20 protein-coding genes are annotated in these 25,387 nt (G+C 61.7%); 8 read left to right on the forward strand and 12 right to left on the reverse strand.

Translation table 11 applies throughout. From position 1 onward, the window contains the following. Positions 1-11: 11 nt before the first annotated feature. From ABD937_RS23675 to ABD937_RS23685, 3 genes are all read right to left on the reverse strand, one after another. Positions 12-494: a hypothetical protein gene (locus ABD937_RS23675; protein ID WP_345258556.1), complete on the reverse strand. Its 483-nt coding sequence runs from the start codon at positions 492-494 to the stop codon at positions 12-14. A gap of 147 nt (positions 495-641) precedes the next feature. Continuing rightward, positions 642-1,070, reverse strand: a complete 429-nt coding sequence (locus tag ABD937_RS23680) for a hypothetical protein (protein WP_345258558.1) — start codon at positions 1,068-1,070, stop codon at positions 642-644. A gap of 391 nt (positions 1,071-1,461) precedes the next feature. After that, a complete protein-coding gene (locus tag ABD937_RS23685) occupies positions 1,462-2,511 on the reverse strand; it encodes a prolipoprotein diacylglyceryl transferase (RefSeq protein ID WP_345258559.1) in 1,050 nt (349 codons plus the stop codon). 312 nt (positions 2,512-2,823) lie between these two features. Between ABD937_RS23685 and ABD937_RS23690 the strand changes: the two genes are divergently transcribed. Then, positions 2,824-4,884 (forward strand): TonB-dependent receptor, encoded by a 2,061-nt coding sequence (locus ABD937_RS23690; protein WP_345258560.1) that lies wholly within the window; start codon positions 2,824-2,826, stop codon positions 4,882-4,884. A gap of 180 nt (positions 4,885-5,064) precedes the next feature. Here ABD937_RS23690 and ABD937_RS23695 read toward each other — a convergent pair whose 3' ends face one another. Continuing rightward, positions 5,065-6,336: an RICIN domain-containing protein gene (locus tag ABD937_RS23695; RefSeq protein ID WP_345258561.1), complete on the reverse strand. Its 1,272-nt coding sequence runs from the start codon at positions 6,334-6,336 to the stop codon at positions 5,065-5,067. Between the two features lie 385 nt (positions 6,337-6,721). Here ABD937_RS23695 and ABD937_RS23700 point away from each other — a divergent pair, with 385 nt between their 5' ends. Beyond that, the gene (locus tag ABD937_RS23700) at positions 6,722-7,123 is read left to right on the forward strand and encodes a response regulator (RefSeq protein WP_345258563.1); all 402 of its coding nucleotides are present in this window, start codon (positions 6,722-6,724) and stop codon (positions 7,121-7,123) included. 393 nt (positions 7,124-7,516) lie between these two features. On the opposite strand, the gene ABD937_RS23705 is transcribed toward ABD937_RS23700, so the two are convergent. The 5 genes from ABD937_RS23705 to ABD937_RS23725 form a co-directional block, all read right to left on the reverse strand. Beyond that, positions 7,517-9,070, reverse strand: coding sequence for a sensor histidine kinase (locus ABD937_RS23705; protein ID WP_345258564.1), 1,554 nt, complete (start codon positions 9,068-9,070; stop codon positions 7,517-7,519). Between the two features lie 117 nt (positions 9,071-9,187). After that, positions 9,188-10,702, reverse strand: coding sequence for a GH3 auxin-responsive promoter family protein (locus tag ABD937_RS23710; RefSeq protein WP_345258565.1), 1,515 nt, complete (start codon positions 10,700-10,702; stop codon positions 9,188-9,190). Positions 10,703-11,678: 976 nt separating this feature from the next. Continuing rightward, a complete protein-coding gene (locus tag ABD937_RS23715; RefSeq protein ID WP_345258567.1) occupies positions 11,679-12,749 on the reverse strand; it encodes a carboxypeptidase-like regulatory domain-containing protein in 1,071 nt (356 codons plus the stop codon). 376 nt (positions 12,750-13,125) lie between these two features. Continuing rightward, positions 13,126-14,127, reverse strand: coding sequence for an NAD-dependent epimerase/dehydratase family protein (locus tag ABD937_RS23720; protein ID WP_345258568.1), 1,002 nt, complete (start codon positions 14,125-14,127; stop codon positions 13,126-13,128). Between the two features lie 112 nt (positions 14,128-14,239). Then, the gene (locus tag ABD937_RS23725) at positions 14,240-15,082 is read right to left on the reverse strand and encodes a 3-hydroxyacyl-CoA dehydrogenase NAD-binding domain-containing protein (RefSeq protein WP_345258570.1); all 843 of its coding nucleotides are present in this window, start codon (positions 15,080-15,082) and stop codon (positions 14,240-14,242) included. Positions 15,083-15,161: 79 nt separating this feature from the next. Here ABD937_RS23725 and ABD937_RS23730 point away from each other — a divergent pair, with 79 nt between their 5' ends. Further along, on the forward strand, positions 15,162-15,350 hold the full coding sequence (locus ABD937_RS23730; protein WP_345258571.1) for a hypothetical protein: 189 nt from the start codon (positions 15,162-15,164) through the stop codon (positions 15,348-15,350). A 136-nt stretch (positions 15,351-15,486) separates the two neighbouring features. Here ABD937_RS23730 and ABD937_RS23735 read toward each other — a convergent pair whose 3' ends face one another. Then, on the reverse strand, positions 15,487-16,362 hold the full coding sequence (locus tag ABD937_RS23735) for a cupin-like domain-containing protein (RefSeq protein ID WP_345258572.1): 876 nt from the start codon (positions 16,360-16,362) through the stop codon (positions 15,487-15,489). A 103-nt stretch (positions 16,363-16,465) separates the two neighbouring features. Between ABD937_RS23735 and ABD937_RS23740 the strand changes: the two genes are divergently transcribed. Beyond that, positions 16,466-17,071 carry an L-threonylcarbamoyladenylate synthase gene (locus ABD937_RS23740; RefSeq protein ID WP_345258573.1) on the forward strand — a complete coding sequence of 202 codons (606 nt, stop codon included), beginning with the start codon at positions 16,466-16,468 and terminating at the stop codon, positions 17,069-17,071. Between the two features lie 339 nt (positions 17,072-17,410). On the opposite strand, the gene ABD937_RS23745 is transcribed toward ABD937_RS23740, so the two are convergent. Together ABD937_RS23745 and typA are read right to left on the reverse strand one after the other, a co-directional pair. After that, positions 17,411-17,848, reverse strand: a complete 438-nt coding sequence (locus tag ABD937_RS23745; RefSeq protein ID WP_345258574.1) for a c-type cytochrome — start codon at positions 17,846-17,848, stop codon at positions 17,411-17,413. Positions 17,849-18,613: 765 nt separating this feature from the next. Beyond that, positions 18,614-20,431 (reverse strand): translational GTPase TypA, encoded by a 1,818-nt coding sequence (typA, locus tag ABD937_RS23750; RefSeq protein WP_345258576.1) that lies wholly within the window; start codon positions 20,429-20,431, stop codon positions 18,614-18,616. Between the two features lie 163 nt (positions 20,432-20,594). Between typA and ABD937_RS23755 the strand changes: the two genes are divergently transcribed. The 4 genes from ABD937_RS23755 to ABD937_RS23770 all read left to right on the forward strand — a co-directional run bounded on the left by ABD937_RS23755 (position 20,595) and on the right by ABD937_RS23770 (position 25,147). After that, positions 20,595-21,392 (forward strand): formylglycine-generating enzyme family protein, encoded by a 798-nt coding sequence (locus ABD937_RS23755; RefSeq protein WP_345258577.1) that lies wholly within the window; start codon positions 20,595-20,597, stop codon positions 21,390-21,392. Positions 21,393-21,640: 248 nt separating this feature from the next. Beyond that, on the forward strand, positions 21,641-22,114 hold the full coding sequence (locus tag ABD937_RS23760) for a hypothetical protein (protein WP_345258578.1): 474 nt from the start codon (positions 21,641-21,643) through the stop codon (positions 22,112-22,114). Positions 22,115-22,325: 211 nt separating this feature from the next. Next, positions 22,326-23,867: an alpha-amylase gene (locus tag ABD937_RS23765; RefSeq protein WP_345258579.1), complete on the forward strand. Its 1,542-nt coding sequence runs from the start codon at positions 22,326-22,328 to the stop codon at positions 23,865-23,867. A 380-nt stretch (positions 23,868-24,247) separates the two neighbouring features. Beyond that, positions 24,248-25,147 carry an SDR family oxidoreductase gene (locus ABD937_RS23770; RefSeq protein WP_345258581.1) on the forward strand — a complete coding sequence of 300 codons (900 nt, stop codon included), beginning with the start codon at positions 24,248-24,250 and terminating at the stop codon, positions 25,145-25,147. Positions 25,148-25,387 lie beyond the last annotated feature (240 nt).

Raw genomic sequence — 25,387 nt, forward strand, 5'->3', positions numbered from 1 at the left:
GCGGTGCGGTGTTATTTCCGGATGAGGTATTGGTTAGCGCTGTTGCGCGGCACCGGGGCGCCGTTGTAGTGCAGGATTTGCACGCGGTAGCTGTCGGGGCAACATGCGCCTCCGTCGTCCCGGGCATATGCGACCTGCAGGGTATCCACGTCAGCGCCAAAGGCAACATATACGGTCTCATAACGCTCGGACCGGAAGCTCACGAAGAGCAGGCTGTCGGCGCTTGCGTTGGAATAGCTGCCCGCGAAGGCATCGTGCCGGAGGGTATCTCCGCCGGTTACCGAGTAGAGCCGTACCGAGTCGGGGTCATATGCGCGGCCGGGACCGAAGAGCAGGTCGGTCCCCGCCGCATTCCGGAACCGGATGCCGGCGCCAAGATCAGTAGGGTCGCATTTTGTGCCCATGCAACAGGTGCTCAGGAGCGCGCCGAGCAAAGGCAATAGGAGCAGGTAACCGGTCCGGTTCATGGGATCTTTCATCAGGTGCTTCCTCAAGATACGGATTTCGGCCATGGGAGCGGGCGACGTTCGCGCTACCGTCCGGAGGCCTCCCGCTCAAACTGCCGCCGCAGCAATAAAAGCAGAGAGGAACAGGAACGGAACGCGCATGATGGGATTGTGGGCCGGGAAATAGGGCTACCGTTACTGCGCGCGCTCCACCGTAAAGAAAGGTCCGGACGCGCCTTGCTGCCAGCGGAGCACCTTCCGGCCGCGTGCCGCATGCCAGGTGCTGTCGTTCCGCTGCCGCCACCCCTCCTTTTTGTCGTTAAGGATGCCGGTGCGGTATTGCCCGATGCAGGGCACGCAGCCCGAATAACTATACGCGCGGAGCCGTGCGCGCCCGTCGAACAGGTACGCGAAGTGCACAGTGCGGTCGGGCGTATCACCGGGCAACGTAAGGCGCAGCACGGAGTCTTCGTCGGTGAAGACGCCCCCGTTGGCGGAGCGGTAGGCTTCGAGCTTGCTGCGCACAAGCGCTTTGGGGTCGCCGAGCTCGGGTCCCGCACCGCGCTTCTGGGCGGCCACGGGGAGGGCAAGCAGGAGCAGCGGGAGCATCCATATGTTGCGCATAACAGAAAAGATTTGTCTGGAGCCGAAAGATACGCCTCCAGCCCGGCAACAAAAAAGCGCCCCTATCCGGGCGCTTGTATTCATTTAGAGAAGATCGTCAGATCGAAGTTGCAGAGAGAAGGAACGCAGATCATTATGATCGATACAATCAACGCGGATGACCCTGTTGCTCCAATACCCGGCAGCCGTGTTTTACTTACAGACTTTTTTCTGTCACCACCTCCTGCTGTTATGATGCGACCAATGTACGATTGCGCTCTGTTTAGAAACGTCGTCCACCAAATGCCGCAGCGGCTTTGATTACTATCCCACTAAAATGGTCAGAGCCATACATCGGACTGCATTACCCCATCATCCCATTACCCCAATAGCACATTAGCACATTACCCCATTAATCCCTCGCGGTACTATCGGCGCGCTTGTCTTTCTTCTTTTTCCCGAACAGTCCCTGGAACACCTTGCCGAGTCCGGTGCGCGCCTTTTCGGGTTCCGCAGTGGCCATTTCCGGCTTCTTGGGCTCGGCGGCTGCCGTGTTGTTTTCTACTTCCTTCTTCTCCGGCTCCGCCACATTGCTGCGCACGGTCTCCTTCTTCGGCTCCGCTTCCTTCTTCGCCGGCTCGGGATTGCTGTTGTTGCTGCCGGCTGCCGGCACGGTGGCTACATCCGGGGCATCCACCAGCGGGCTGTCGGTGCGGGGGGCCACTACCTGCCGGCGCGGCGCCGAGCGCGGGGTGCGGGCCAGGTAGTTGGCGGCTGCCGCAGCGGCGGAGTCGGAAAGGGTAGCAGAATCGGTGCGCGCGCTGCTGTCGGCTGCCGCAGCGGCGGTGCCGGCGGCGAGGGGGGCCAGCAGCGAGGCCTTCTGCTCTACGGGGATGGCCGCGGCGGCACGCTGGTCTTCGTTAACGAGCCGGGTGGCCACCGTGCTGACCTCGGGGCTGCGCTGCACCAGGTTGGCAAACAGGCCGCTGCGCCAGCCAAGCACGGCAAGGGCGCCCATGGTGCCGAAGAGGAACAGCTCGGCGATGGCTCCGCGCTTATCGGGGCGGTGCACCACGAGCTCCACGGCGTCTTCGTCCCGCACATATACGGGCGCCGACGAAAGGCCGTTGGGCCGCGACTCGGCCTGGAAGGGCTCGGGGTGCTGCTGGTAGAGCGCTGCCAGCGCACGGCGGCGCAACTGCTCCGCGCGAAGGGCGAGCTCCTTGTCGCTGGCGTGCTGCGGGCCGGCAGGCGCTGGCTCGGTGGGGGCTACCGGCGAGAGCGAATAGCCCTTCGGCAGCGCCTCGCGCACAACGGGCACCTCGGAGGGGTACTCCCAGTTCTGACTCTTGCCTTCTACCCACACGAGGTCGCCGGCGAGGAGGCATTGTTGCAATAATTCATCAAGTGTAAATGGGCCTGTTTCCCGGTTATTGCGCAACAGGTAAAATCGATCCGACATAGCTTAGTGCATTTTAGGCGGAAACGCCCTCCGGTGGCTTCGTTCTTCAGGGTCCAGACAGGTTTCGCACCCTTCTGTAGTACCAATTACATGCCCTTTTCTGCGAAGGGCGCCCGGGCAGCTCACTCCCTGCGGCCGCGCTGCCCCCGGTGGCCGGGTTTTTTTGCCCTTGCCCGTCCGGCACCCGGCCGCTGCCCCGCGCACCGCCTTTACAAGCGGCATCATAAAGCGCCCGGCGACGCGTTTTTGAAGAAAGCTTAACAATTACGGCCACTTCCCCATCCGGCCCGCGCCGACCTTAACCATCGCTTTATGCCCCGAACCGCTCGCCCGCTTGTCCTCCTCTTACTTCTCCCTGCCGGCCTCCGGGCACAGGAGCCCGATTCGCTCCGGCCTGCCGTGCTTCAGGAGGTGCGTGTGCGCACCCTCGAGCAGCAGCGCCTCGGCCGCGACGTGCCGGCCGCCGTGCAGTATATCGGCCCCGCGGCCCTGCAGCGGTTTGGCCCGGCATCGGTGGTGTCGGCCGTCAACACAACGCCCGGTGTGCGGATGGAGGAGCGTTCGCCCGGCTCCTACCGGATCAACATCCGCGGCTCGGCCCTTCGCTCGCCGTTCGGGGTCCGCAACGTGAAGGTGTATTTCAACGACCTGCCCATCACCGACCCCGGCGGGCATACCCACCTCAACGCGCTGGGCTACTACAACATTCACCACCTCGAGGTGCTGCGCGGCCCGGGCTCCTCGCTCTATGGCGCGGGCACCGGCGGCGCCCTCCTCATCGAAAGCCTCGGCGCGGGCGAGCGCCCCGGCCTGATGACCGAGTATACAGCGGGATCGTACGGCGGGCACAACGCCTACGGGCGGGTGCTCACGGGCAACGACGACGGGCGCAGCAAGGTGGGCTTCCAGCACCAGGAGAGCGCGGGCTACCGCACGCACTCGGCGCTGCGCCGCAATGTGCTGAGCTGGAGCGGGCAGTTCGGCTCCGCGCCTGGGCGCGTGCTCAAAACGACCTTTCTTTTCAGCGACCTGCACTACCAGACGCCGGGGGCCCTTACCGAGGCCGAGTTCCGGCAGGATCCGCGCGGCGCCCGCCCGGGTGGCGGGGCCTTTCCCGGCGCCGTCGCCGCCGGCGCCGCCGTGCGCCAGCAGGGACTCCTCGCGGGTCTTTCCTACGAAGTACCGCTGCTGCCGCGGCTGCGCCAGAAGATCGCCGCCTATGGCGCCTTCACCGAGCTGCGCAATCCCAACATCCGGGCCTACGACCGCAGCCTGGAGCCGCACGGCGGGCTCCGCAGCACCCTGCAGTACGAAGTACCCGTCGGGTCCGCCACGCTGCGGCTCGACGGCGGTACGGAGTGGCAGCAGGGACAGACCTCAGTGTCGATCTACAAGAACAGCGGCGGGCATGCCGACAGCCTCCGCACAAGCGACGAGATCCGCAACCAGGCCACGATCGTATTTCTACAGGCCGTTGTCGACGCCGGTCCCTGGACGATGACGGCAGGCGGTTCCTTCAACAACGGGCGCGTGCGCTTCCAGCGCTTCGGCCCCGGCACGCCCGGCCCGCAGGCACGGAGCTTCCGGCAGTGGGCGCCGCGGGTGGCGCTGCTCCGCAAGCTGGGACCGGTAAACGTGTACACCGCCTGGTCAAAGGGGTTCTCGCCGCCCACCACCGCCGAGCTGCTGCCCACCGGCGGCGCCATCAACCCCGACCTTCAGCCGGAGCAAGGCAACAACTTCGAAGCCGGCGTCAAGGGCGCGCTCGGCCACCGCCTCAGCTTCGACGTCACGGCCTTTACGTTTGCGCTGCGCCAAAGCATCGTGCAGCGGCGCACGGCCGGCGGCGGCGACTACTTCGTCAATGCCGGCCGCACCCGGCAGCAGGGCCTGGAGACGTCGCTCCGCTGGGCGCTGCCCCGCGGCTTCTTCTCACCGTCGAGCGTGCTGTGGGCGAGCCATACCTGGCACCGCTTCCGCTATGCCGACTTCAAGCAGGTCAACAACGACTATTCGGGCAATGCGCTCCCGGGCGTGGCGCCACATACAGTGGCGGCCGGCGCCGACCTGTGGTGGCAGGAACGGCTCTTCCTGAGCGCTACGTATTTCTACAGTGCCCGCCTCCCGCTCAACGACGCCAACAGCGCCTGGGCGCCGGCCTACCACCTCGTGGGCGCGCGCGTGGGCTGGCAGGGGGCGGTGGGCGCGCGCGTGGGCATCAAGGTGTCGGCGGGCGCCGACAACCTGCTCAACGAGCGCTACAGTCTCGGCAACGACGTCAACGGGTTCGGGGGACGGTACTACAATGCGGCGCCGGGACGGAATTACTTTGTATCGGTGCAGGTGGAGCGGTGGTTCAGGAAAAGAGAATGAGTGCCGCAAGCGGCGGTTGTTTCACACGGCGGCACTGCGGCAGGGAGACACGGCGATCCGTTTCCTGCATTGCCGCCACAGGCAGATCTTGTACCCCCAAGCCAACTCGGGTTGCACCGGCGGCACGCATAAAAAAAGCAGGCTCGCGGGAGCCTGCTTTTCTACGTCGGCGGATCGCCGCTAGTTGCCGCCTCCTGGCGCAATGATATTGGCGCCTCCCAAGGCTACGATGTTGCCACCGCCAAGCGCAATGATGTTGTTGCCGCCATTGGCGATGATGTTGGCGCCACCGTTGGCCACTACGTTACCACCACCATTGGCGATGATGTTCCCACCACCGTTGGCGATGATCGCCGCAGCCGGCGGGTTGCCGAGGAGCGCCGGCTTGGGGCTGCCGCTGGCAGCCGGGGCGAGGCCATTGCTGCGCATCGTGGCCACCTGGCTGTCGTTCACGGGCATGCCCTCCGTCCACTCCATATGCGTGTCGGTGCTGCTGTTGGTGACGATGCATTTCCAGCTGCCCGACCCGCCAAGGCCGTCGCCCTTCGTTTTGTGGGCGAGGTAGCCACGGCCGCCCTGGTCGCGCAGGCGGAAGGAGCCCCTGGTCTTGTTCTGCTCCACAGCCCAGTTGGCGGCGCGGGCGCGGTTGGTGGTCAGCACCACCTCGTTGTTACCGTTGAAGGAGAGGTAGAGGCTTTTGTTGATGAGGCGCACAACGCCGCCTTCCATCACGAACATCTGGTTGGCGGGGCGGTTGTTGTCGAGCTGCCACACAATGAGCTTCCCGCCTTCGCGCATGTTGCCGCCCTCTACGTCGAGGGTGTGCATCTTGCCGAACCAGGATTTACTGATGATGTATACGCCGGCCGCGTTAGGGCTCGGCAGCACGTCGCGCAGCTTCTTGAAGTTGGCCGTGGCGGTGCTGCCGCCGCTGCTGGTGCCGAGGGCGTCGGGGAGGCGCCATTTGCTGTTGGCCCCGCCGCGGCTGCCCATGTGCAGCTTCCAGGCCTGGCCCACAGAGCCCGAGGTCTGGTGCACGAGGTAGGTGCCGGTCTGCACGTTACGAAGGTAGAAGGAGCTCTCGCCGGGAACGGCCTCTATGGCCCATTTCTGGTTGTTGCCGCCATTGTAGTTCCACAGGATGACGTCGCCCGCCACAAACCCCATCTGGCTGTTCGGCGTGCCGGCCACGTCGAGCACGAGTCCGCTGTTGACGCCCACCCGGATGGTGCGCGTGGCCGCATCATAGTAAAAGAGCTGGTTGTTGCCACCGTTCTTCTCCCAAACGATCAGGCGGCCGCCGGGACGGATGTTCCCGCGCTCGACGTCCATCACGTAGTGCTTCCACTTGTCGTGGTGCGGAAAAAGGCTCAGGATGTTGTAGGTATTCTGGGCTTGGAGCGACGAGGCCCCCAGCAGCACCCATAAGAGGTGCAGGATGACTCTTCTCATAATAGCAGGCTTTTAGTTGGTTGGGGAATTTACTAAGGAATATACGCATTTTTACGAATAAGTCCCGCCCGGCAGGCCCGTTCCCGGTTACCGGAACTCCTTCGGGAACGCGCGCGGGGCCGTAGTTTCCCGCCCGGCATCGTAAAAGCGCGCCCCTGAAATCGGTCATTTTTGCGCTTGCGCGCGCCGGCGCCCGCCGTTAGCTTTGTTCCCGGAAGCCGGCTGGTAACGACCAGCGACCCATGTCCTTATCCGGAAGAAGCCAACCCCAGATCCGATCCTGCCGAAAGACCGATCCCGATCAGCCGAACTTTCCACCTCACCCGATCCATACTCCTGTGAGCAACCGCGCCCCCAACATTGTTCACCGCCCGTTGCCGCTCCTATGCCCGACACCCAACCCTTCCGGATCTTCATCGTCGACGACGACGTGGACCTGCTGATGCTGCTCGAGCGCTGTCTCGAAGGAGCCGGCTATGTCGTGGAAACGGCTGCCTCGCTGCGCGAGGCGGAGGAGCTGCGGCACGACTTCGCGCCCGACATCTACCTCATCGACATCAATGTGGGTGGTGAGGACGGCCGCCGGCTGTGCTGGACCATCAAGATGCTGGAAGCCCGACCGGGCGTGCAGGTGCTGCTGCAAACGGGCTACGACTGCCACCACGGCCGCGCTGCCCTCTTCGGCGCCGACGACGTGCTGGCGAAGCCCGTCCCGACCGAGTACCTTCTTTTACGGCTGCAATATCATTTGGGAAAGGCGGCCGCGGCACGGATGAGAAACCGATAAGAAAGGTTTAGATGGTTTAGGGGGTTTAGAAGGTTGGTCGGTGTTGCCAGAAGTGCATTGCCTGAATATTGAGCAGCAAAAAAATATCGGTACGCGATTCTTTCGAAAACAAGATTTCTTGTTGCTGCGGAAGGCAGGAAGTCGTCAAAAAAATACTATCTCTACTCTTCGCCGTAAAACGTGAATCGAAATGCCTGACAGGAACAGCCTTCCTCTTCTCCGCCACTGCGGGAACAGCGCACGCTTCATGAGGCTCCAGCAAAATCTTGATCCGGAAGCCGCTTCGACTATATTCGTTACCATACCGGAGTGAAACATGCCCATCGCACAAATGGGCATCCCCGCAAACCTCGTGCTGGCTCCCAACCTTCTAAACCTCCTAAACCTTTGTCCTCATTCTCCTTCCGTCGGCAACAACACCGTAAACGTGGCGCCGGCGCCGGGGGTGCCTTCGGCCCGAATGCGGCCGCGGTGGCGCTGCACGATCTTCTGGCAGAGCGCCAGGCCGAGGCCGGTACCCTCATAGTGATCCTGCGAATGCAGGCGGGTAAAGGTCTTGAAGATGCTGCGGGCAAACTGGGGATCGAAACCGATGCCGTTGTCGCACACGCGGATGGCCACGTAGCCCGGCTCCTGGCGCTCCCAGGGGTGAACATCGGTCACCGATACCTCGATCTCCGGGACCACGCCGGCGCGGCTGAACTTGAGCGCATTCTGGATCAGGTTGTAAAACAACTGGTGGAGCAGCACGGGCACGCCCGCTACGGCCGGCAGCGGCGTGCGCACGAGGAGCGCACTCTTTTGCTGCACCAGCACTTCGAGGTCGGCCTCGATATGAGTGAGCACCTCGTTGAGGTCTACCCGCACGAGGCGCTGCTCCATGCTGCCGAGCAGCGAGTAGTGCAGCACCCCGTCGATCATCTGGCCCATGCGGGCCGCCGAGGCCTCCATCTTGCCGAGGAAGCTGACACCCTTCTCCGGGAGCAGGTGACCGTAGTCGGTGACGATGCGGTTGCCGAAGGTCCGGAGCTTGCGCAGGGGTTCTTTCAGGTCGTGCGAGGCTACGTGGGCGAACTGCTCGAGGTCTTCGTTGGAGCGGCGGAGTTCCTCCGCCTGTGCCTCCAGTGCCGCGTTGAGGCGGTGGAGCTCGCGGGTGCGCTCCGCCACCTGGCGCTCGAGCTCACCGGCCGTGTCCTTCAGGTTCTGGATATCGGTGGCGGCGCCGATCCATTTCAACACGGTGCCGGTTTCGTCTTTGAGGGGCAGGATGCGGGCTGCAAACCAGCGGTAGCGACCGGTGTCCTGGTTGAGCAGGCGGTACTCCCACTCGGCGCTGGCGCCGGCCCGCTGCGCCTCCTGCCAGGATTCCATTATAAACGGCAGGTCGTCGGGGTGCATCATCACCATACGGCCATCGGTATCGGCGGCCTGTTGCCCGGTATACGTGAGCCAGCGGTCGTTGATGAATTCGGTCTTGCCCTCGGGGCCTGTTGTCCACACGATCTGGGGGATGGAGTTGGTGAGCAGCCGGAAGCGCTCCTCGCTTTCGCAGAGCACCTGTTGCGCGAGCTTTTGCTGGTGGATGTTGGTGGCAGTGCCGAACCAGTGCTGTACGATACCTTCCGCGTTGGTCTGCGGGAGCGCGCGGGTGAGGTGCCACTCGTAGCAGCCATCGGCGCGGCGCATGCGGTGCTCTACCTCGAAGCAGGTGCCGGTGCTCATGGCGCTCGACCAGGCGGCGGCAGTGGCCGGCAGGTCGTGGGGATGGATCATGTCCTGCCATTCCCAATACCCCCCGGGCCCGCGGCGCGCGCCGGCGAACTCCTCCACCCGCTTGTTGAAGTAGGTGACGGCGCCCGCCTTATCGGCGATCCAAACCAGCTGGGGCATCGCATCGGCCAGCAGGAGCGCAAGTTCGGAGGTAGCAGTCAGTTGATCATGCAGCATAGGCGGCGGCCGGACACAAGGGTGCCCTGCTGCCCAAAGTTCGCCTATAAAAACCGATGACTCCCCGTTGCGGCGGCACATTAAGCCCAAAGGGGAAATAGAGGCCCTGAAGCGGGCTCAGCGTTCGGTGAGTGCCGCCTTGATCTCTTCCAGCACCCCGCGGTCGTTGCTCAGGCGGGGCACTTTGTGCTGGCCACCCAGCTTGCCTTTGGCGGCCAGCCAGCGCTCGAAGGTGCCGGCGGGCACGGCCTGCACCAGCGGCAGGCGGAGGGCAATATCCTTATAGCGCTTCGCCTCGTAGTCGCTGTTGGTGGCTTGCAGGGAGGCGTCGAGCAGGCGGGTGAAGGCATCCAGGTCGGCGGGCGGCTGCGCGAACTCGATGAGCCATTCGTGCGCGCCATTGGCGCCCTCCGAGAAGTAGATGGGGGCCGCGGTATAATCGAGTACGGTAAGGCCCGTTGCGCGGCAGGCTTCGGCGATGGCCTTGTCGGAGTTGTCGATGATGAGCTCTTCGCCGAAGGCGTTGATGAAGTGCTTGAGGCGCCCCGACACCACGATGCGGTAGGGATCGAGCGACGTAAACCGCACCGTATCGCCCGGCAGGTAGCGCCAGAGCCCCCCGTTCGTGGAGATGACGAGGGCGTAGTTGGTGCCCAACTCCACCTCGTTCAGCTGCAGGGTGAGGGGATTGGCGGAGCCCCACTCCGAAGCGGGCAGGAACTCGTAGAAAATGCCGTGGTCGAGCATCAGCAGCATCCCGTCGACGCCGAGCGCGTCCTGCGCGGCAAAGAAGCCCTCCGACGCGTTATACATCTCGAGGTAGTTGATGGGCGCGCCGATGAGCTTCTGGAAAGCTTCGCGGTAGGGGACGAAGGAGACGCCGCCGTGCATGTAGAGCTCGAGCGAAGGCCACACCTCCTTGATGGTACGCTTACCCGTGATCTCGAGGATGCGCCGCAGCAGCACCATGAGCCAGGTGGGCACGCCGGCCATCGAGGTCACATTCTCGGAGATCGTATGCTGCGCGAGCTTCTCGATCTTGGATTCCCATTCGTCCATGAGGATGATGGGCAGCTCGGGCGTGCGGATCCAGTTGGTCCAGAAGGGCGAGTTCTGCATCACCACCGCGCTGAGGTCACCGTAGTGGATGTCGCCGTTGAGCTGGTTCACCTGGTGGGAGCCGCCGATGACGAGGCTCTTGCCCGTCAGCAGGTCGGAGTCGGGGTTGGCGGCGTAGTACATCGACAGCACGTCCTTGGAAGCCTTGTAGTGGTTGTCTTTGAGACTCTCTTCCGACACGGGGATGAACTTGCTCTTGTCGGAGGTGGTGCCGGAGCTCTTGGCAAACCAGGTCACGGGCGTGTTCCAGAGCAGGTTGGCCTCGCCCTGCAGCATGCGCTCGATGTAGGGCTTCAGGTCGTCGTACTCGGTCAGCGGCGCGCGCGCTTTGAAGTCGCGCAGCGACTGCACCGAGGAGAAGCCGTGCGCGCGGCCATACTCCGTGAACTGGCCGGCCGCCAGCAGGTCCTGCCACACGTTATGCTGCGTGACCACGGGGTCGTGGCGCCACTGGTCGATGGACCAGAGCCGGAAGCGGGCAAAGCGGGATATGACGGGGCTGAGGAGCTTCATGTGCGCGGGAGCAAGTTAAGGGATCTCAGATGTCTGATCTCAGATTTCAGTTTTATGATTTCAGATTTGAGATTTCTTGCTGAGCGGCTGTTTGAGTTATTCGATCTCTGCCCATGGGACCGTGCAAGCACGACAGACGGGGCCGGCGCCCCTGCTCCGCCCTGAAGCTTCGGGAGCCCGTGGTGCACCGAGGCCGCTTCGCCCTCTGAGGAAGTAAAAGGCTGCGCCTGCTTCTGAACCGGGCCGGACCGACGCGTAGAGTGTAAGCCCTTAGGGTGGGCTAAGCAGAAGCCATCTGATGAGCTTTGCAACGGCGGAAAGCCGCGTCCCGCCTCGATTTAGGGCGTTTCCGGTTTCACCGACGATCCGGCGGAATTCACCGAACGAAGGGGCGGATCCGGCTACGCCGGGCGTCTTGCGCGGGTTTGCGGCAGGACCTTTGCCCAAGCCAGAAAAACCACCGCCTTATGAACGAACTCTTTTCGCCCCACGCGCTCCGCAGCCTTCTCCGCCTCTTTTGCGTGCTGCTGTTCCTCGTGGTGCTGATCAACCTGTCGCACTAAGCCGCCGACACACCGAACACATTCGAAACCCACGGAGCCCGTGGGTTTTTTCGTGGCACGCGGAATGCGCGGAACACGCGGAAGCTATTTCCTTCCGGGCGACGTTTTCTTTTCTATGCGATCATCCTGATTGTGGGGGTGCCGAGAGTGCAGTAGTTCCTCTAAAGCAATACCTGTCTGCTGTTTGGCCAGTTTAGTATAAAACGCGGAAGCGAAAGCGAGAGACCATAGCCTCAAACCAAAATCATCCCTCTTCCGCGTTTTATCCGAAAAACGGGCACCATCAGCCTGCCGGCATTTTTAGCGGCAACCACCACCTGCAGCACCTGCCGAAAAGAAAAGCCGGCAATCGTGCAGACTGCCGGCCATAAAGCAAAAAGTATATTCCGCGTCTTCTGCGTGTTCTGCGTGCCCTACTCCCTCGGTTCGTAGTCGTACGGGAGTTGATCGGCGAGGTTTTTCCAGCTCCAGTAGCCCTGGCTCACCCAGGAGCCCTGGTCGGTGAAGTAGCCGTTGGGACGAATCAGGATGCCGTCGAGCAGGTCCACGTAGGTGACCTGCGCCGGAAAGTCTTTCGGCAGTTTTGCTTCCTCGATGTAAGCGGGCTCGGGCTTCGCCTTCATGTAGGAGATGGAGGCCTTGCGCGGGAACCAGAGCTCCACGTTGCCGGCGCTGTCGGTGTAGTAATAGCTTGTGTCGTAGGGATTGCTCAGCATACCGAACTGCGACGGGTTGCTCTTGAGGGAGATGTTCACCACGAAGCCTTCCTGCTTGAGCGCGCTGTCGTAGTAGGCGCGGAGGAAGTGTAGGCGCGATCCGCGGTAGGCGGCGTCGCGGGCGGTTTCCCAGGCGGCCTTCTGGGTGGCGTCGCCATCCATCGGCATAAAAAGGCAGGAGCCGCGGTAGGAGTTCACGTCGGTCTTGTAGTAATACACGAAGGAGTCGAGGTTGTACTGCAGCTGGTAGCCGAGCGCGTTGTTGCTGATGCGGAGCGGCTCGGAGGCGAACACCTTCAGCTTGTCGGAGCGCTTGTAGTAGAAGAAGCGGAGCGCCCCTGGATTTTCAAGCTTCGTCTGCGCGGCGTTGGCCGTTTTGCCGAGAAAGTGGGCCAGGAAGAAGTCGCCATATTTGGCAAGGCCGTCGGCCACTTCGTTGGTGCTTTGGATCACGACCTCCGTGAGGCTTTTGTCCTCCTTCTTCAGGGCGATGTTGCGCACGAGGTCGCCGGTGGGGTCCACGTTGATCTTCTCGGACACATAGCCGGTGTAGGAGACGACGAGCTCCCAGCCACCCTTGCCGAGGGAGAGGCGGTACGAGCCGTCGTTTTTGGAGAGGGTACCCACGGTGGTGTTCTGGGCAAACACGGAAGCGCCCTCAAGAGGCTGGCCGTTGTCGGCATCCGTGACGGTGCCGGTAAGGATGCCCTGGGCAAAGGAAAGCGTAGCGCACAGCAGGGCAAGGAGGAGGAAGGACAGTTTTTTCATACGATACGGGTAAAGATAGCGTGTCTTAAAGAAGGGCATCGTGGCGATTTCGTTGCATGCCGGGGTGTGCGGTTTCATCCCGCCTTTGGCGGGACAGGCGGCAAATGCGCGACCGGCGTTCGCTTCGCTCACGTTGTTCACGCAACGGCGCGACGACGCAGCGGATGATGATTCAACAGAAAATTGAACTTGCGCCCCCGCCTCCCTCAATTAAGCAAGGGTGTAGCTACCAAGGTGCGACAGGAAACGCAAAGGATTTAACAACAGAGCAGATTGCCTTACGACGCGCAACATAAAATAAAAGCGCTGCGTCGTCGCGCCGTTGCGTCGTCGCGTGAAATATCCTGCCGCAGGCAGGACCAACAGTACACACCGGTTATACCTTCAGCAGCCCCTCGCCCAGCGCGCGCTGGTAAAGCTTGCAGGCCACGGGGATCAGCTCGTCGAGTGGCGTATAGGAAAAGCCCGGCAGGGCTTCGAGCAGCGCGCTGCTGTCGAACTCGGTGCGGCTGTGGGCCACGCGGGCCGACTCTTTCGTGAGCAGCGGCTTGCCGCCGGAGAAGAGCGACTTGATGCCCTCGATGCGCCAGGCGAGCTCGCCGAGGACGGGCGACGCATGCCGCCAGGGCTTGCGCGTGCCGAAGCCGGTGGCAATAGTATCGAGCAGGCGGTGAAAGGTCCAGTTCTCGCCGTTCACGATAAAGCGGCGCTCGGTAATACCGGATTGCAGGAGCTGCACCGTGGCACGGGCTACGTCTTCCACGCCTACGAAGCCGTTGATGCCTTCGGTATACCACGGCATGCCTTTATACACGTTGCGGAAGATGGCGCAGGAGCTTTGGTGCCAGTCGCCGAAGCCAAGGATGGTGCTGGGGTTGATGACGACGCCTTCGAGGCCTTCGGCAAACCCGCGCCACACCTCGATCTCGGCGCGATGCTTCGACACGGCGTATTGGGTGTTGCTTTTGCTCTCGCTCCACTTCTTGTCTTCATTCACGACGCCACCCGCGCGGGTGCGGCCGAGTGCTGCCACGGAGCTGACGTGCAGGAGGCGGGGCATCCCGTTCTCGAGCGCTACGTTCACCACGTTGGCCGTGCCCTCTATATTCACCTGCAGCATCCGGGCACGGTCCGCACCGTGAAAGGAGACCACCGCCGCCGCATGCACCACGCCGGTAACGCCCTGCATCGCGTCTTCAAGCGACCCGATATCAAGCACATCGCCGTCCACCCATTCCACTCCCTGCCACACCGAAGGGTCGATAAAGAAGGGTTGCTTTGCCGTGCGCCGCAGCGCGCGCACCGGGAGGCCCTGACGCCGCAACTCGCGGATGATGTACGCACCTAAAAAGCCGGTGCCGCCGGTTACTAAAATCATTCGTTCGTAAGGTTCTCATGGTTCTGAAGGTGCTGAGGGCGCTGAGGGTGCGGAAGGTTACAGGAACCAACGCGCAAAACCCGAAGAACCCTAAGAACCTTAAAAACCTGTTTTAGTAGTGATAGTATCCGCTCCCCGTTTTCTTGCCGAGGTTGCCACTGTCGACCTTTTCCTTCTGAATGTCGGACGGACGCAGGCGCTCGGGCCGGCCGAGCTGCTCCCATACCGAAGTGCTCACGGCGAAGTTGACGTCGTTGCCGATGAGGTCCATGAGTTTGAAGGGGCCCATCCGGAAGCCGCGGGCTTCGAGCAGGGCGTCGATCGTTTCGAAGGGCACGCCTTCCTCGGCGAGGCGCAGGGCCTCGATGTAGTAGGGCCGCGCCACGCGGTTCACGATAAAGCCGGGCGCATCGGCACACCGTACGGGCACCTTGCCGCAGGCCTTCGTAAAGCGTTCAAGCGTGTCCATCACCCCTTCATTCGTAGCGGCGCCTTTCACCACCTCCACCAGCTTCATCAGCGGGGCGGGGTTGAAGAAGTGCAGTCCGGCCACGCGCTCGGGGCCGGGCAGCTGCCGGGCGAGCTCCGTGATCGAAAGCGACGAGGTGTTGGAGGCAAAGATGGCCTGCGGGCTGTTGTATCCGGCAAGCGCAGTGAAAAGCGCCACCTTGGCTTCGGGCTTTTCGATGATGGCCTCCACGATGAGGTCGCCGGTGCAGTCGGACAGGTTGCTGCTGAAGCGGATGCGCGCCAGCACCGCGTCCCGGTCCCCGGCCGTCATCCGGCCCTTATCGACCAGCGACCCTAAACTCTTCGTGATTCCGGCGCGCGCTTTTTCGAGCACGGCTTCGTTCAATTCGTACAATACGACGGGGAACCCGGCGGCGGCCGCCACCTGTGCGATGCCGCTCCCCATGGTGCCGGCGCCGCAAACGCCTACCGATTGGATCTCCATTGGCCTGATTATCGCATAAAATTAGGGGAGGCCGCCCATTGCGGCCCGGCAACTTTATCTATTTAAAAAGTATCGAGGAATGAAAACGAAATACTGGATCCTGCTCGGCGTCGGAACGGCCATCGGCGCGGCCGTGGCGGGGTGGCTGCTGGCGCAAAAGGACCGCGATGAAGAAAAGCCGCCGAAAGGCGCGCCGCAGCTGAACCTCCAGCACCCGGGCGACCAATCGGAATTCACGCCCTCGCCGGGAGAAAGCGAGATTGGCTAATGTGCTAATGGGTTGATGTGCTAATATGCTAATAGGGCGCTCAGAGCGACCGTTGCTTTCCTTTCAATAAAGTCGAGTCCCAGTTTCTACGAGCTGTCCCTCTATTAGCACATTAACTTATTCGCACATTAGCACATTATAATAACGCGCGGCGCGCGTTATTGAACACCTGCCTCTTCTTCCGCTCGTACCACCATACCGGCGCGGTCTTTTTCATGAGCGTGTCGATGGTGCGCATGCCGGCGAGGTTCCAGAGGCCTTTGAGCTTGCCGCCCAGCGAGGGCTGCAGCGCACGGAGGCTCATCGCGAAGCCGCTCTCGAGGTATTCCATATGGTGCCAGTAGCCGGCAGGCATGAACAGCGTATCGCCGTGCTCGAGGATCACCTCGTAGCCGCGCGCTTCCTTCAGCGCCGGGAACTGCGTGTAATCGAGCTTGCTCTCGGCGCTGCCGTAATGCGAGAAGTCGGCGAGGCTCAGCACCTCGAAGGGCTTGCGGTACAGCTTGTGCTGCTCGGCGTACGGAAAGAGGAGCACGCGCTTGCGGCCGGCAAACTGCGTGTGGAGGATGTTCGACAGGTCGATGTCGAAATGCATGTGCGTGATGGAGGTGGCGCCGCCCACGAACAGCATCGGGAACTTCTTCACGAAGCCTTTCATCAGGTGCTCGGGCCAGGTGAAATCCCGCACGAGCTCCGGCGCGTGGTCGAAGATGTTGAAGAGGAAGATGCGCCAGCCGGCGGGCCCGGAGCGGATGGTGTCGATGTATTCACCGAAGGTCTTGTAGTCGTCGGCCCTGTTGATGGGTGTGTAGGCGTCGCTTTTCACGTTATTGTAAAGGCCCACGCGCTGGTGGCCCACCTTTTCCTTGAAGTGCTCCCAGTTCCACTTCGTAAGCGCCGGCCATTCGCGGGCAAGACGCCGGAGCACCACGGGCTTTTGCGGAACGTAATAGTCCTTTTGAAAGGCCTCGGGCGAAAGCTCGTCGAAAACGGGAACGGGTTGCAGCTGCATGACGGTGCTGGTTTGGACGCAAAATTAATTTTTTGACCGGCCTCGCGAAGCGCGTTCCGTAAACGGCCTGTTAAAAGGCGTAACTTTTGCGCTGATCCACTTTATGCTGATCCACATTCATCCCGAAAATCCGCAGCCGCGCCTCCTCCGCCAGGTAGCCGAGATCCTGCGCGGCGGCGGCATCATCGTATACCCTACCGACACCATCTACGGCCTCGGCTGCGACATCTTCCAACACAAGGCCGTGGAGCGCATCTGCCGCATCAAGGGCGTAGACCCACAAAAGGCCAACCTCTCCTTCGTGTGCCCCGACCTCTCCGACCTCAGCAAGTATGCCCGCCAGCTCGATACACCCGTGTACCGCTCGCTGAAGCAGCACCTGCCGGGCCCGTACACGTTCATCCTCGGCGCGAGCCGCGAGGTGCCGCGGATCCTGAAGACGAAGCGCGACACGGTAGGCATCCGCATCCCCGACAACAAGATCGCGCGCTGCATCGCCGAGGAGCTCGGCAACCCGATCCTGAGCGCCACCCTGCCCGGCGACATCGTGGAGGAATACACCGACCCCGACCTCATTCACGACCGCTTCGAAAAGCTCGTGGATGCAGTGATCGACGGCGGCATCGGCGGCATGACGCCCTCCACCGTGATCGACTACTCGAGCGGCGACCCCGAAGTGGTCCGCATCGGTGCGGGGCCCTGGGAATAAGGTGAGGGCAACAGAAGAACAAGGAATATCGAATAAGGAAGTAGAGACGCAGCATGTGCGTCTTTCTTTTTTGGGGCAGCGTGGTGAACATGGGCAGGCGGGAGAGCAAGAACGCAGATTGTACGGATTTGATTCGATGAGTGCGGATATGGATCTCGTTGTAGCAAGCGATCGTTTACGAGATCCTTACGCAGGTAAGATCCTTTTGTACGATAGGGTATGCTGCACCCAAACACCCACCTTACCAATAGACCACTAGACCCTCTACTCTTAGCGAATACCTTTGCCCCTTCTTTTCTTAGCGGTAAGAAAATACTTCGTTGACTTCTTCCGCCTTCTTTACTGCAGTTCAACATAGGCTACGATGGCGTCGATCTGCGCTTCGGTGAGCTGGGGGAAGGCCTGCATCACGGCACCGTATTTCTGCTGGAGCGCTTTGGCATAGGGATCTTTCTGGATATAGGCCGCTGGGTTGTGCACCCACTTGTATACCTCCTTGCGGTCGGCCCAGGGGCCGCGCGCGGTGAAGTTGCGTAGGGCGGGGCCGGTAAGGTCCTTGTCGAGCGCATGGCAGGTCTGGCAGTTCTGCTGGAAGATGGCTTTGCCTTCGGCGGCTGGCCCGGTGGGCGCAGGCGCGGTGCCCGTGGTGGCAGCCGTTGCCGTTTGGGCCGCGGGGGGCGCTGCGTGGGTGCGGAGGATCAGGTTGAGGAAGGAGGCGGCGCCCCACAGCAGCAGGAGCAGCAACGTGGCGGCGGCGAGATAGCGTATCTGGTTCATGGAAAGGGGTTTTCAGGTGTCCTTCGGCGTGAGGAACCATAAGCCCATGGCGCCCGACGCATCCCATCAAAGCTAGGACAGCTATTACCCTTGGTCATTGACGCGCATCAACAGAGAAAGTGATCCTGATCAGGTTTTTGATTACTCCCTTTTTGTTGGGCAGGAAACCTTCGAAGGCAGCCAGAGAGAAGGAACGCAGATGATACGGATTTTATACGATGCACGCAGATGCTCGCTTTAGTGGGTTTAAATTGCCTTCGGCAAGCCTTCTCGCATGCGAGATTTTTCAATACGATAAACAATGCCACACCGAAACGACCCATTTACCAATAGACAATTAGACACCCTCCCCTTAGCGAAACCCTTAGCCCCTTCTTTTCTTAGCGGTAAAAAAACGCTTCCTCCACTTTCTATGCCTTCGCTCTTCCACCAAAAAGGCCCCCTTGCGGGAGCCCTTTCAGTTTAACCTTCAACCATTCTTTTACAGCAGATTTTTGAAAAAATATGCCAGCAAGAGTCTATAAGACAAGGCTGGGACCCCAAAACGTTGCATGGGTTTAAAAAAGGAGGTTTTAGCGGTTTTTGGGGGTTTAAGGGTTTTGGAGGTTTTAAGGGTTTTACCTTGACTGCCGGAGCCTTAGTGCAAGCGGGTTTGCCGGGTCGTTGCAGGATAGCCCTATCGGGAAGATAGCTCCGACCTAAAACGACCATTACCAATAAACGAATAGACCAATAAACAAAAAAGCCCCGCTAGGGGCTTTTGAATTAGTTGACGGCTTCGGCGCTCATGCGCTTCGACTGCTTCTTGCGCTCATCCTCGTCGAGGATCACCTTCCGCATGCGGATGTGGTTCGGCGTCACCTCGATGCACTCGTCCTGCTGGATGTATTCCATGCATTCTTCGAGGGTCATCTCGCGCTTGGGCTGGATGTTGGTGGCCGCGTCGGAGCCGGAAGCACGGTGGTTCGTGAGCTTCTTGCCTTCGTTGGCATTCACCACGATGTCGCCGGGCTTGTTGCTTTCGCCGATGATCATGCCGCGGTACACCTCTTCACCCGGATCCACGAAGAAGTATCCGCGATCCTGGAGCTTGTCGAGGGAGTAGCCCGTGGTGGAACCGTTGTCCTTCGCGATCAGCACACCGTTGTTACGGCCGGGGATCGGTCCTTTCCAGGGTTTGTATTCGGCAAAGCGGTGGTTCATCACGGCTTCACCGGCAGTGTTGGTGAGCATGTTGGTACGCAGACCGATGAGGCCGCGCGAGGGGATGTCGAACTCGAGGTGCTGCATCTCGCCTTTCGTTTCCATGATGAGCATCTCGCCCTTGCGACGGGTTACGAGGTCGATCACCTTGGAGGCGTATTCCTGCGGCACGTCGACCACGAGGGTTTCAAACGGCTCGCACTTGGTGCCGTTCACTTCTTTCACGAGCACCTGCGGCTGGCCGATGGTGAGCTCGTAGCCTTCGCGGCGCATCGTTTCGATGAGGATGCCGAGGTGAAGGATGCCACGGCCGTACACCAGGAAGGAGTCGGCGGAGTCGGTATCTTTTACGCGGAGCGCAAGGTTCTTTTCGGTCTCCTTCATGAGGCGGTCGCGGAGGTGACGCGAGGTCACGAACTTACCGTCCTTGCCGAAGAAGGGAGAGTTGTTGATCGAGAACATCATGTTCATCGTGGGCTCGTCGATCGAGATCACGGCGAGGGCTTCGGGGTTGTCGAAGTCGGCCACGGTATCGCCGATGTTGAATCCTTCGAGGCCTACCACGGCGCAGAGGTCACCGGCAACCACTTCGGTCACCTTCTTCTTGCCCATGCCTTCGAACACGTAGAGCTCACGCACGCGCTGCTTCTTTACGGAGCCGTCGGCCTGCATGAGGGTGATGGGCATGTTTTCCTTGATGATACCGCGGGCCACGCGGCCGATGGCGATACGACCGAGGAAGGAGGAGTAGTCGAGGGAGGTCACCTGCATCTGCAGGGTGCCTTCAGACGTGGCCTTCGGCGGCGGCACGTGCTGGAGGATGCCGTCGAGCAGGGGCTCGATGCCTTCGATCTGCTCGAGGGAGGTATTGAACCAGCCGTTCTTGCCCGAGCCATAGAAGGTGGGGAAGTCGAGCTGCTCTTCGGTAGCGTCGAGGTTGAAAAACAGCTCGAACACGGCGTCGTGCACCTCGTCGGGGCGGCAGTTCGGCTTATCTACCTTGTTGATGATCACGATCGGTTTCAGGCCGAGGGCAAGGGCCTTCTGGAGCACGAAGCGGGTCTGGGGCATGGGGCCTTCGAAGGCGTCCACGAGCAGGCAAACGCCGTCGGCCATTTTCAGTACGCGCTCCACCTCACCGCCGAAGTCGGCGTGGCCAGGGGTGTCGATTACGTTGATCTTGACGCCCTTATACGTAACGGCGGCGTTCTTGGAGAAGATGGTGATGCCACGCTCGCGCTCGAGATCATTGTTGTCCATGATCAGCTCGCCGGTCTCCTGGTTCTCACGGAACACAGCGGTGGCGTGGAGGATCTTGTCAACCAGGGTCGTCTTACCGTGGTCTACGTGGGCAATGATGGCAATATTTCTGATATTCATAACAAAGTCAAAAGGCAAAAGGCAAAATTCAAAAGGGCGTGGCGCTGTAGCACCGGCTTATCGATCCCGACTTTCGGCTGTTTTAAGGAGCGCAAAGGTACGGCAAAAGGGCGGAGGGTTCATATAAAGGGCAATCTTTATCTTTCTGTTATCATATATGCGAATGCTTCGAATTGTTGTGCTCGCGGCCCTCTGCACCGGGCTCTGGGCCTTTGCCGGCGGCCGCAAAAAGACGGCGCCGCCGGGCACGGTGCGGGTGAACGACTCCCTGTTCATGGACCGCACCGAGGTGGCCATCGTGCACTGGCGGGAATATACCTTCTGGAAGATGCGCCTTGAAGGCACGGCCGATGGATCGCTCCCGGACAGCTGCTGGATGCCGAACGAGGGCTACAGCGGGCCTGGCACTTCGTCTGACTGCACCCTTGGCCAGCTGTACTTCCGGCACCCTGCCTTCAACTTTTACCCGGTGGTGGCGGTCAGCTACGAGCAGGCGGAGGCCTTCTGCCGCTGGCGCACCGAACGTGTCAACGAGCTCATCGCGCGCGAGCCCCACAGGTGGGCCTTTCGTCAAGTACGCTACCGCCTGCCGACCGAGGCCGAATGGGAGGCAGCCGGGCAGGGCGGTCTCGACCCCGCCGCTTTCCCGTTCGGCGTACGCGATACGGTTTCCCGCAAGGGCCATGCGCTGCTCAACTACGGCGGACGGAGCCACTGGGGAACTTACGAAACGGGCCGGCCACCCGAAGTGGCTACCTGGCCGGCCGATGCCGGCGGGAAGAACGGGTTCGGCCTTTATGGAATGACGGGCAACGTGGCCGAAATGACGGCCAGGCCGGGGATCGCCAAAGGAGGGCACTACGGACTCCCGGCCGACTCGTGCCGCATCACCGCCCGCCAGCGCTACGAGGGCCCGCAACCGTGGCTGGGCTTTCGTTGCGTGGCGACGGTAGAGCGGTGAGCAGGTGAGCGGGTGAGCGAGTGAGCAAGTGAGCGGGTGAGCGGGTGAGCGGAGGCGTGGAGGGTGAAGGAATCAGCCATCGCAGGCTTTTTGACTTTTGATTTTTGCCTTTTGACTGTTACAGCAGTTGTTAAATTTCCTACGGCGGCCACTTACCCGGTAAACCCCACTCGCGATCGACACTCCAATAAATACGGGATATTTGCCGCGATCCGGCCACCGATCCCGCTCACCAAAAAATCACTCCTATGCGTACGCTCTTCCTGTTTCTGTCGCTTCTTTGCTCCGGCGCGCTGCTCGCGCAGGAAGGCCGCACCGTATCCATCGCCGGCGGCGCCCGCCGCGATGCCGCCGCCGACGCGTCCTGGACCCTCCGATCGGGAACCCGCCTCCTGCTCCGCTCCAACGCCGAGGACGCCGCCCGCAACGTGGCCACGCTGAAGCGCAGCGCCCTGAAGAAGAAGGGCACGCTCGTGCTGACCTACACACCCGGCGAGGCCATGCCCGGCTGGGAGCGCACCATCACCCTGTACACAGGTGCCGACCAGGACCTGCAGCGGCAAACGGGCAACAGCTTCCGCCTCTCCCACAAAGCCCTGGCAGCATTTGCCAAGGGCCAGAAAGAACTCCACCTCTACACCATGGCCCTGCCCACCGACCCCAATCTTCGCAGCACCATCCGCGTGCGCCGGGTACACCTGGCGACCATCAAATTTCTTTAAGGGAGTACCTTCCTTACGGGCATCGATCCTTCGTTCATTCGAAAGTCAAAATTCAAAAGTCAAAAGCTTTTGCTACGACCTTCCACCAGTGGCCCTACCGCTACAGGAAGCAGGGCAGCACAGAGACGACCCTTTTGAATTTTGACTTTTGCCTTTTGCCTTTCCCGGCATGGAATGACTTTTTCAGGTCAACGGTCAAACATCAGCTTTCATGCACAACGGAACGATGCTCCAGCTTTTTCATTGGTATGTACCCGGCGACGGCTCCTGGTGGCAACAGGTACGCGACCTAGCGCCCCGGCTGGCGGAGCTGGGCATCACGGCCGCCTGGCTGCCGCCGACCACCAAGGGGGCGGAAGGAGCTGCCTCGGTGGGGTACGACGTCTACGACCTTTATGACCTCGGCGAGTTCGACCAGAAGGGCTCCGTGCGCACCAGGTACGGCACCCGCGACGAGCTCCTCGCGGCGGTGAGGGCCCTGCAGGGTGCGGGAATCAATGTGCTGGCCGACATCGTGCTGAACCACCTTGGCGGCGGCGACGAAACCGAAACCTTCTCGGCCCTCCGCGTGGACCCCGAGCACCGCCTCACGCCGCTCGGCGAGCCCGAGGACATCGAGGCTTTCACCCGATTCACCTACCCCGGCCGCGGCGGGCAGTACTCGCAATTCGAGTGGACCCACCAGTGCTTCAGCGGCGTCGACTACCACCACGGCACGCAGGAAACGGCGGTGTTCAACATCCTGCAGGAGTGGGGCGACGACTGGGAAGAGCTCACGTCCGACGAGAAGGGCAATTACGACTTCCTGATGTACAACGATATCGAGTTCCGCAACCCCGCCGTGCGCGAGGAGCTCGTGCGCTGGGGCCACTGGTACCACGAAACCGTGGGCTTCGACGGGCTGCGCCTCGACGCCGTGAAGCACATCTCCCCGCGCTTCTACAACGAGTGGCTCGACCGGCTGCGCGCCGGTACCGGCAGGGAGCTCTTTGCCGTGGGCGAATATTGGGCGCCCGGCCGCGTCGACCTGCTCCTCACCTACCTCGAAGCCACCGGCGACCGCGTGAGCCTCTTCGATGCGCCGCTGCAGCACCGCCTGCACGAGGCCAGCAAGGCCGGCGCCCACTACGACCTCGGCGGCATTTTCAACGACACACTGACCGCGATCCGCCCCGATAAGGCCGTGACGCTCGTCGACAACCACGATACGCAGCCGCTGCAGTCGCTCGAGGCGCCGGTGGAGCACTGGTTCAAGCCGATCGCCTATGCGCTTATTCTACTTCGTGAAGAAGGCTATCCCTGTGTCTTCTATCCCGATCTTTTCGGCGCGCACTATACCGACCGCGGCCGCGACGGCGGGGAGCACGAGATCTTCCTCGCTGCCGTAGAAGAGCTGCCGGCCCTGCTCGGGGCGCGCCGCGACTATGCCTACGGCCTGCAGCGCTCCTGGTTCGACGACGCGCACTGCGTGGGCTGGACGCGCGAAGGCGACGACGATCATGAAGGCTGCGCCGTGGTCCTGTCGAACAGCGTTGCCGCCGAAAAGCAGATGGAGATCGGTACCCGCTGGGCCGGCCGCTCCTTCCACGATTTGCTGGGCAAATCGGAGGGCACCGTCACGATCAACGACGAGGGCTGGGGGACGTTCCCCGCGCCCGCGGGATCGGTGAGCGTGTGGGTGCCCGCCCATCCCCCAACCCCTTCTTTCGGGGAGGGGAGTAAAACGAGCGTTGATCGATGGGGCGACTGCTAAGGAGGATGCAGGAGAGAAGGAACGCGGATCCGATATGATCGATACGATTTGAGCTGATCGCTGATTATCGACGCATGTATGGAGTTCGCACTTCTAATTTTTACGGTACGGTACGGATATGCTGCACAGAGGCGCCCCTCCCTTTGGGGTGGGCCGGAAAGAGAAGGAACGCAGATCTTATAAGATGGATACGATTTGAGCTGATTGCAGATCGCGGACTGTTGTAGACAATCCGCACAGTAGGGTTTTTCGGTACGACAAAGAATGCCCCGCAGAGGCACCCCTCCCTTGGGGAGGGGCCGGGGGTGGGCCAGGGGTGGGCCGGGTTACTGCCGGGAAAGGTGTGGTTTTGGTAGCACGACGCAGAAACGAACGTACTGATGAACGACAAGCAACAAGATGGTCTCCAGGACCCGCGCGAAAAATATCCCAAGCCCCCGTTTGCAGAACAGGAGCAGCCCTGGCCCGGCCTCGCGTCGAAGATGGACCCGAAGCCCGACCACGGCGAGGAAAGCTATAAAGGCTCCGGTCGCCTCAGCGGGCGCAAGGCCCTCATTACGGGCGGCGACTCGGGTATGGGCCGCGCCGCCGCCATCGCCTTCGCCCGCGAGGGCGCGGATGTGGCCATCAACTATTTCCCTACCGAGGAGGAAGACGCCAAAGAGGTGATCGCACTCATCGAGGCCGCAGGCCGAAAAGCCGTAGCCCTTCCGGGTGACCTCTGCGACGAGGGCTTCTGTACCCGACTGATCGCGGACGCGGCACGACAGCTCGGCGGCCTCGACATCCTCGTCAGCAATGCCGCCTACCAGCAAACGAAGGAGTCATTGTCCGACATCACGACGGAGCAGTTCGACCGCACGATGAAGACCAATATCTACGCACCCTTCTGGCTCATGAAGGCGGCGCTGCCCCACCTGAAGCCGGGCTCGGCCATCATCGTCACCACCTCGGAGCAGGCGCTGCAGCCTTCCGGCGAGTTGTTCGATTACGCCATGACCAAGGCCGCCAACTCCAACTCGGTATACTCGCTTGCGAAGCAGCTTGCACCGAAAGGCATCCGCGTCAACGGCGTGGCGCCCGGCCCCATCTGGACGCCCCTGCAGGTGTGCGGCGGCGCCACCCAGGAAAAGCTGAAGGAGTTCGGAAAGGCCACGCCGATGGGCCGCCCGGGCCAGCCTGCGGAGCTCGCCTCCATCTACGTGCAGCTGGCCGACAACGACGCCTCCTATGCCACGGGGCAGGTGTACGGCGCCATGGGCGGGGGCGGGCTTCCCTAGGCGTCAGCGGGTGAGCGGGTGAGCGGGTGAGCAGGGTCGTATATAGTGGAAGATCTGGCGGATTGTGGCTTGGTCTGGTTGTCCCTAGTTAGGCAAAGGATAACAAGAGCGGGCTTCCGATCACAGCGTATCTTACTGAGTTGATCTTTCCATGGCTCACCCGCTCACCCGCTCACCCGCTCACCCGCTCACCCGCTCACCCGCTCACCCGCTCACCCGCTCACCCGCTCACCCGCTCAC

This window comes from Flaviaestuariibacter amylovorans, assembly GCF_039541815.1.
Classification (GTDB): Bacteria; Bacteroidota; Bacteroidia; order Chitinophagales; family Chitinophagaceae; genus Flavisolibacter; species Flavisolibacter amylovorans.

What these genes read in the sequence shown, in the direction of transcription:
- ABD937_RS23755 (WP_345258577.1), top strand. Translation starts at nt 20,595, where the DNA reads ATGCTTCGAATTGTTGTGCTCGCGGCCCTCTGCACCGGGCTCTGGGCC.
- ABD937_RS23710 (WP_345258565.1), bottom strand. Translation starts at nt 10,702, where the DNA reads ATGAAGCTCCTCAGCCCCGTCATATCCCGCTTTGCCCGCTTCCGGCTC.
- ABD937_RS23725 (WP_345258570.1), bottom strand. Translation starts at nt 15,082, where the DNA reads ATGGAGATCCAATCGGTAGGCGTTTGCGGCGCCGGCACCATGGGGAGC.
- ABD937_RS23685 (WP_345258559.1), bottom strand. Translation starts at nt 2,511, where the DNA reads ATGTCGGATCGATTTTACCTGTTGCGCAATAACCGGGAAACAGGCCCA.
- ABD937_RS23700 (WP_345258563.1), top strand. Translation starts at nt 6,722, where the DNA reads ATGCCCGACACCCAACCCTTCCGGATCTTCATCGTCGACGACGACGTG.
- ABD937_RS23735 (WP_345258572.1), bottom strand. Translation starts at nt 16,362, where the DNA reads ATGCAGCTGCAACCCGTTCCCGTTTTCGACGAGCTTTCGCCCGAGGCC.
- ABD937_RS23765 (WP_345258579.1), top strand. Translation starts at nt 22,326, where the DNA reads ATGCACAACGGAACGATGCTCCAGCTTTTTCATTGGTATGTACCCGGC.
- ABD937_RS23680 (WP_345258558.1), bottom strand. Translation starts at nt 1,070, where the DNA reads ATGCGCAACATATGGATGCTCCCGCTGCTCCTGCTTGCCCTCCCCGTG.
- ABD937_RS23730 (WP_345258571.1), top strand. Translation starts at nt 15,162, where the DNA reads ATGAAAACGAAATACTGGATCCTGCTCGGCGTCGGAACGGCCATCGGC.
- ABD937_RS23740 (WP_345258573.1), top strand. Translation starts at nt 16,466, where the DNA reads ATGCTGATCCACATTCATCCCGAAAATCCGCAGCCGCGCCTCCTCCGC.
- ABD937_RS23695 (WP_345258561.1), bottom strand. Translation starts at nt 6,336, where the DNA reads ATGAGAAGAGTCATCCTGCACCTCTTATGGGTGCTGCTGGGGGCCTCG.
- ABD937_RS23705 (WP_345258564.1), bottom strand. Translation starts at nt 9,070, where the DNA reads ATGCTGCATGATCAACTGACTGCTACCTCCGAACTTGCGCTCCTGCTG.
- ABD937_RS23745 (WP_345258574.1), bottom strand. Translation starts at nt 17,848, where the DNA reads ATGAACCAGATACGCTATCTCGCCGCCGCCACGTTGCTGCTCCTGCTG.
- typA (WP_345258576.1), bottom strand. Translation starts at nt 20,431, where the DNA reads ATGAATATCAGAAATATTGCCATCATTGCCCACGTAGACCACGGTAAG.
- ABD937_RS23720 (WP_345258568.1), bottom strand. Translation starts at nt 14,127, where the DNA reads ATGATTTTAGTAACCGGCGGCACCGGCTTTTTAGGTGCGTACATCATC.
- ABD937_RS23690 (WP_345258560.1), top strand. Translation starts at nt 2,824, where the DNA reads ATGCCCCGAACCGCTCGCCCGCTTGTCCTCCTCTTACTTCTCCCTGCC.
- ABD937_RS23715 (WP_345258567.1), bottom strand. Translation starts at nt 12,749, where the DNA reads ATGAAAAAACTGTCCTTCCTCCTCCTTGCCCTGCTGTGCGCTACGCTT.
- ABD937_RS23770 (WP_345258581.1), top strand. Translation starts at nt 24,248, where the DNA reads ATGAACGACAAGCAACAAGATGGTCTCCAGGACCCGCGCGAAAAATAT.
- ABD937_RS23760 (WP_345258578.1), top strand. Translation starts at nt 21,641, where the DNA reads ATGCGTACGCTCTTCCTGTTTCTGTCGCTTCTTTGCTCCGGCGCGCTG.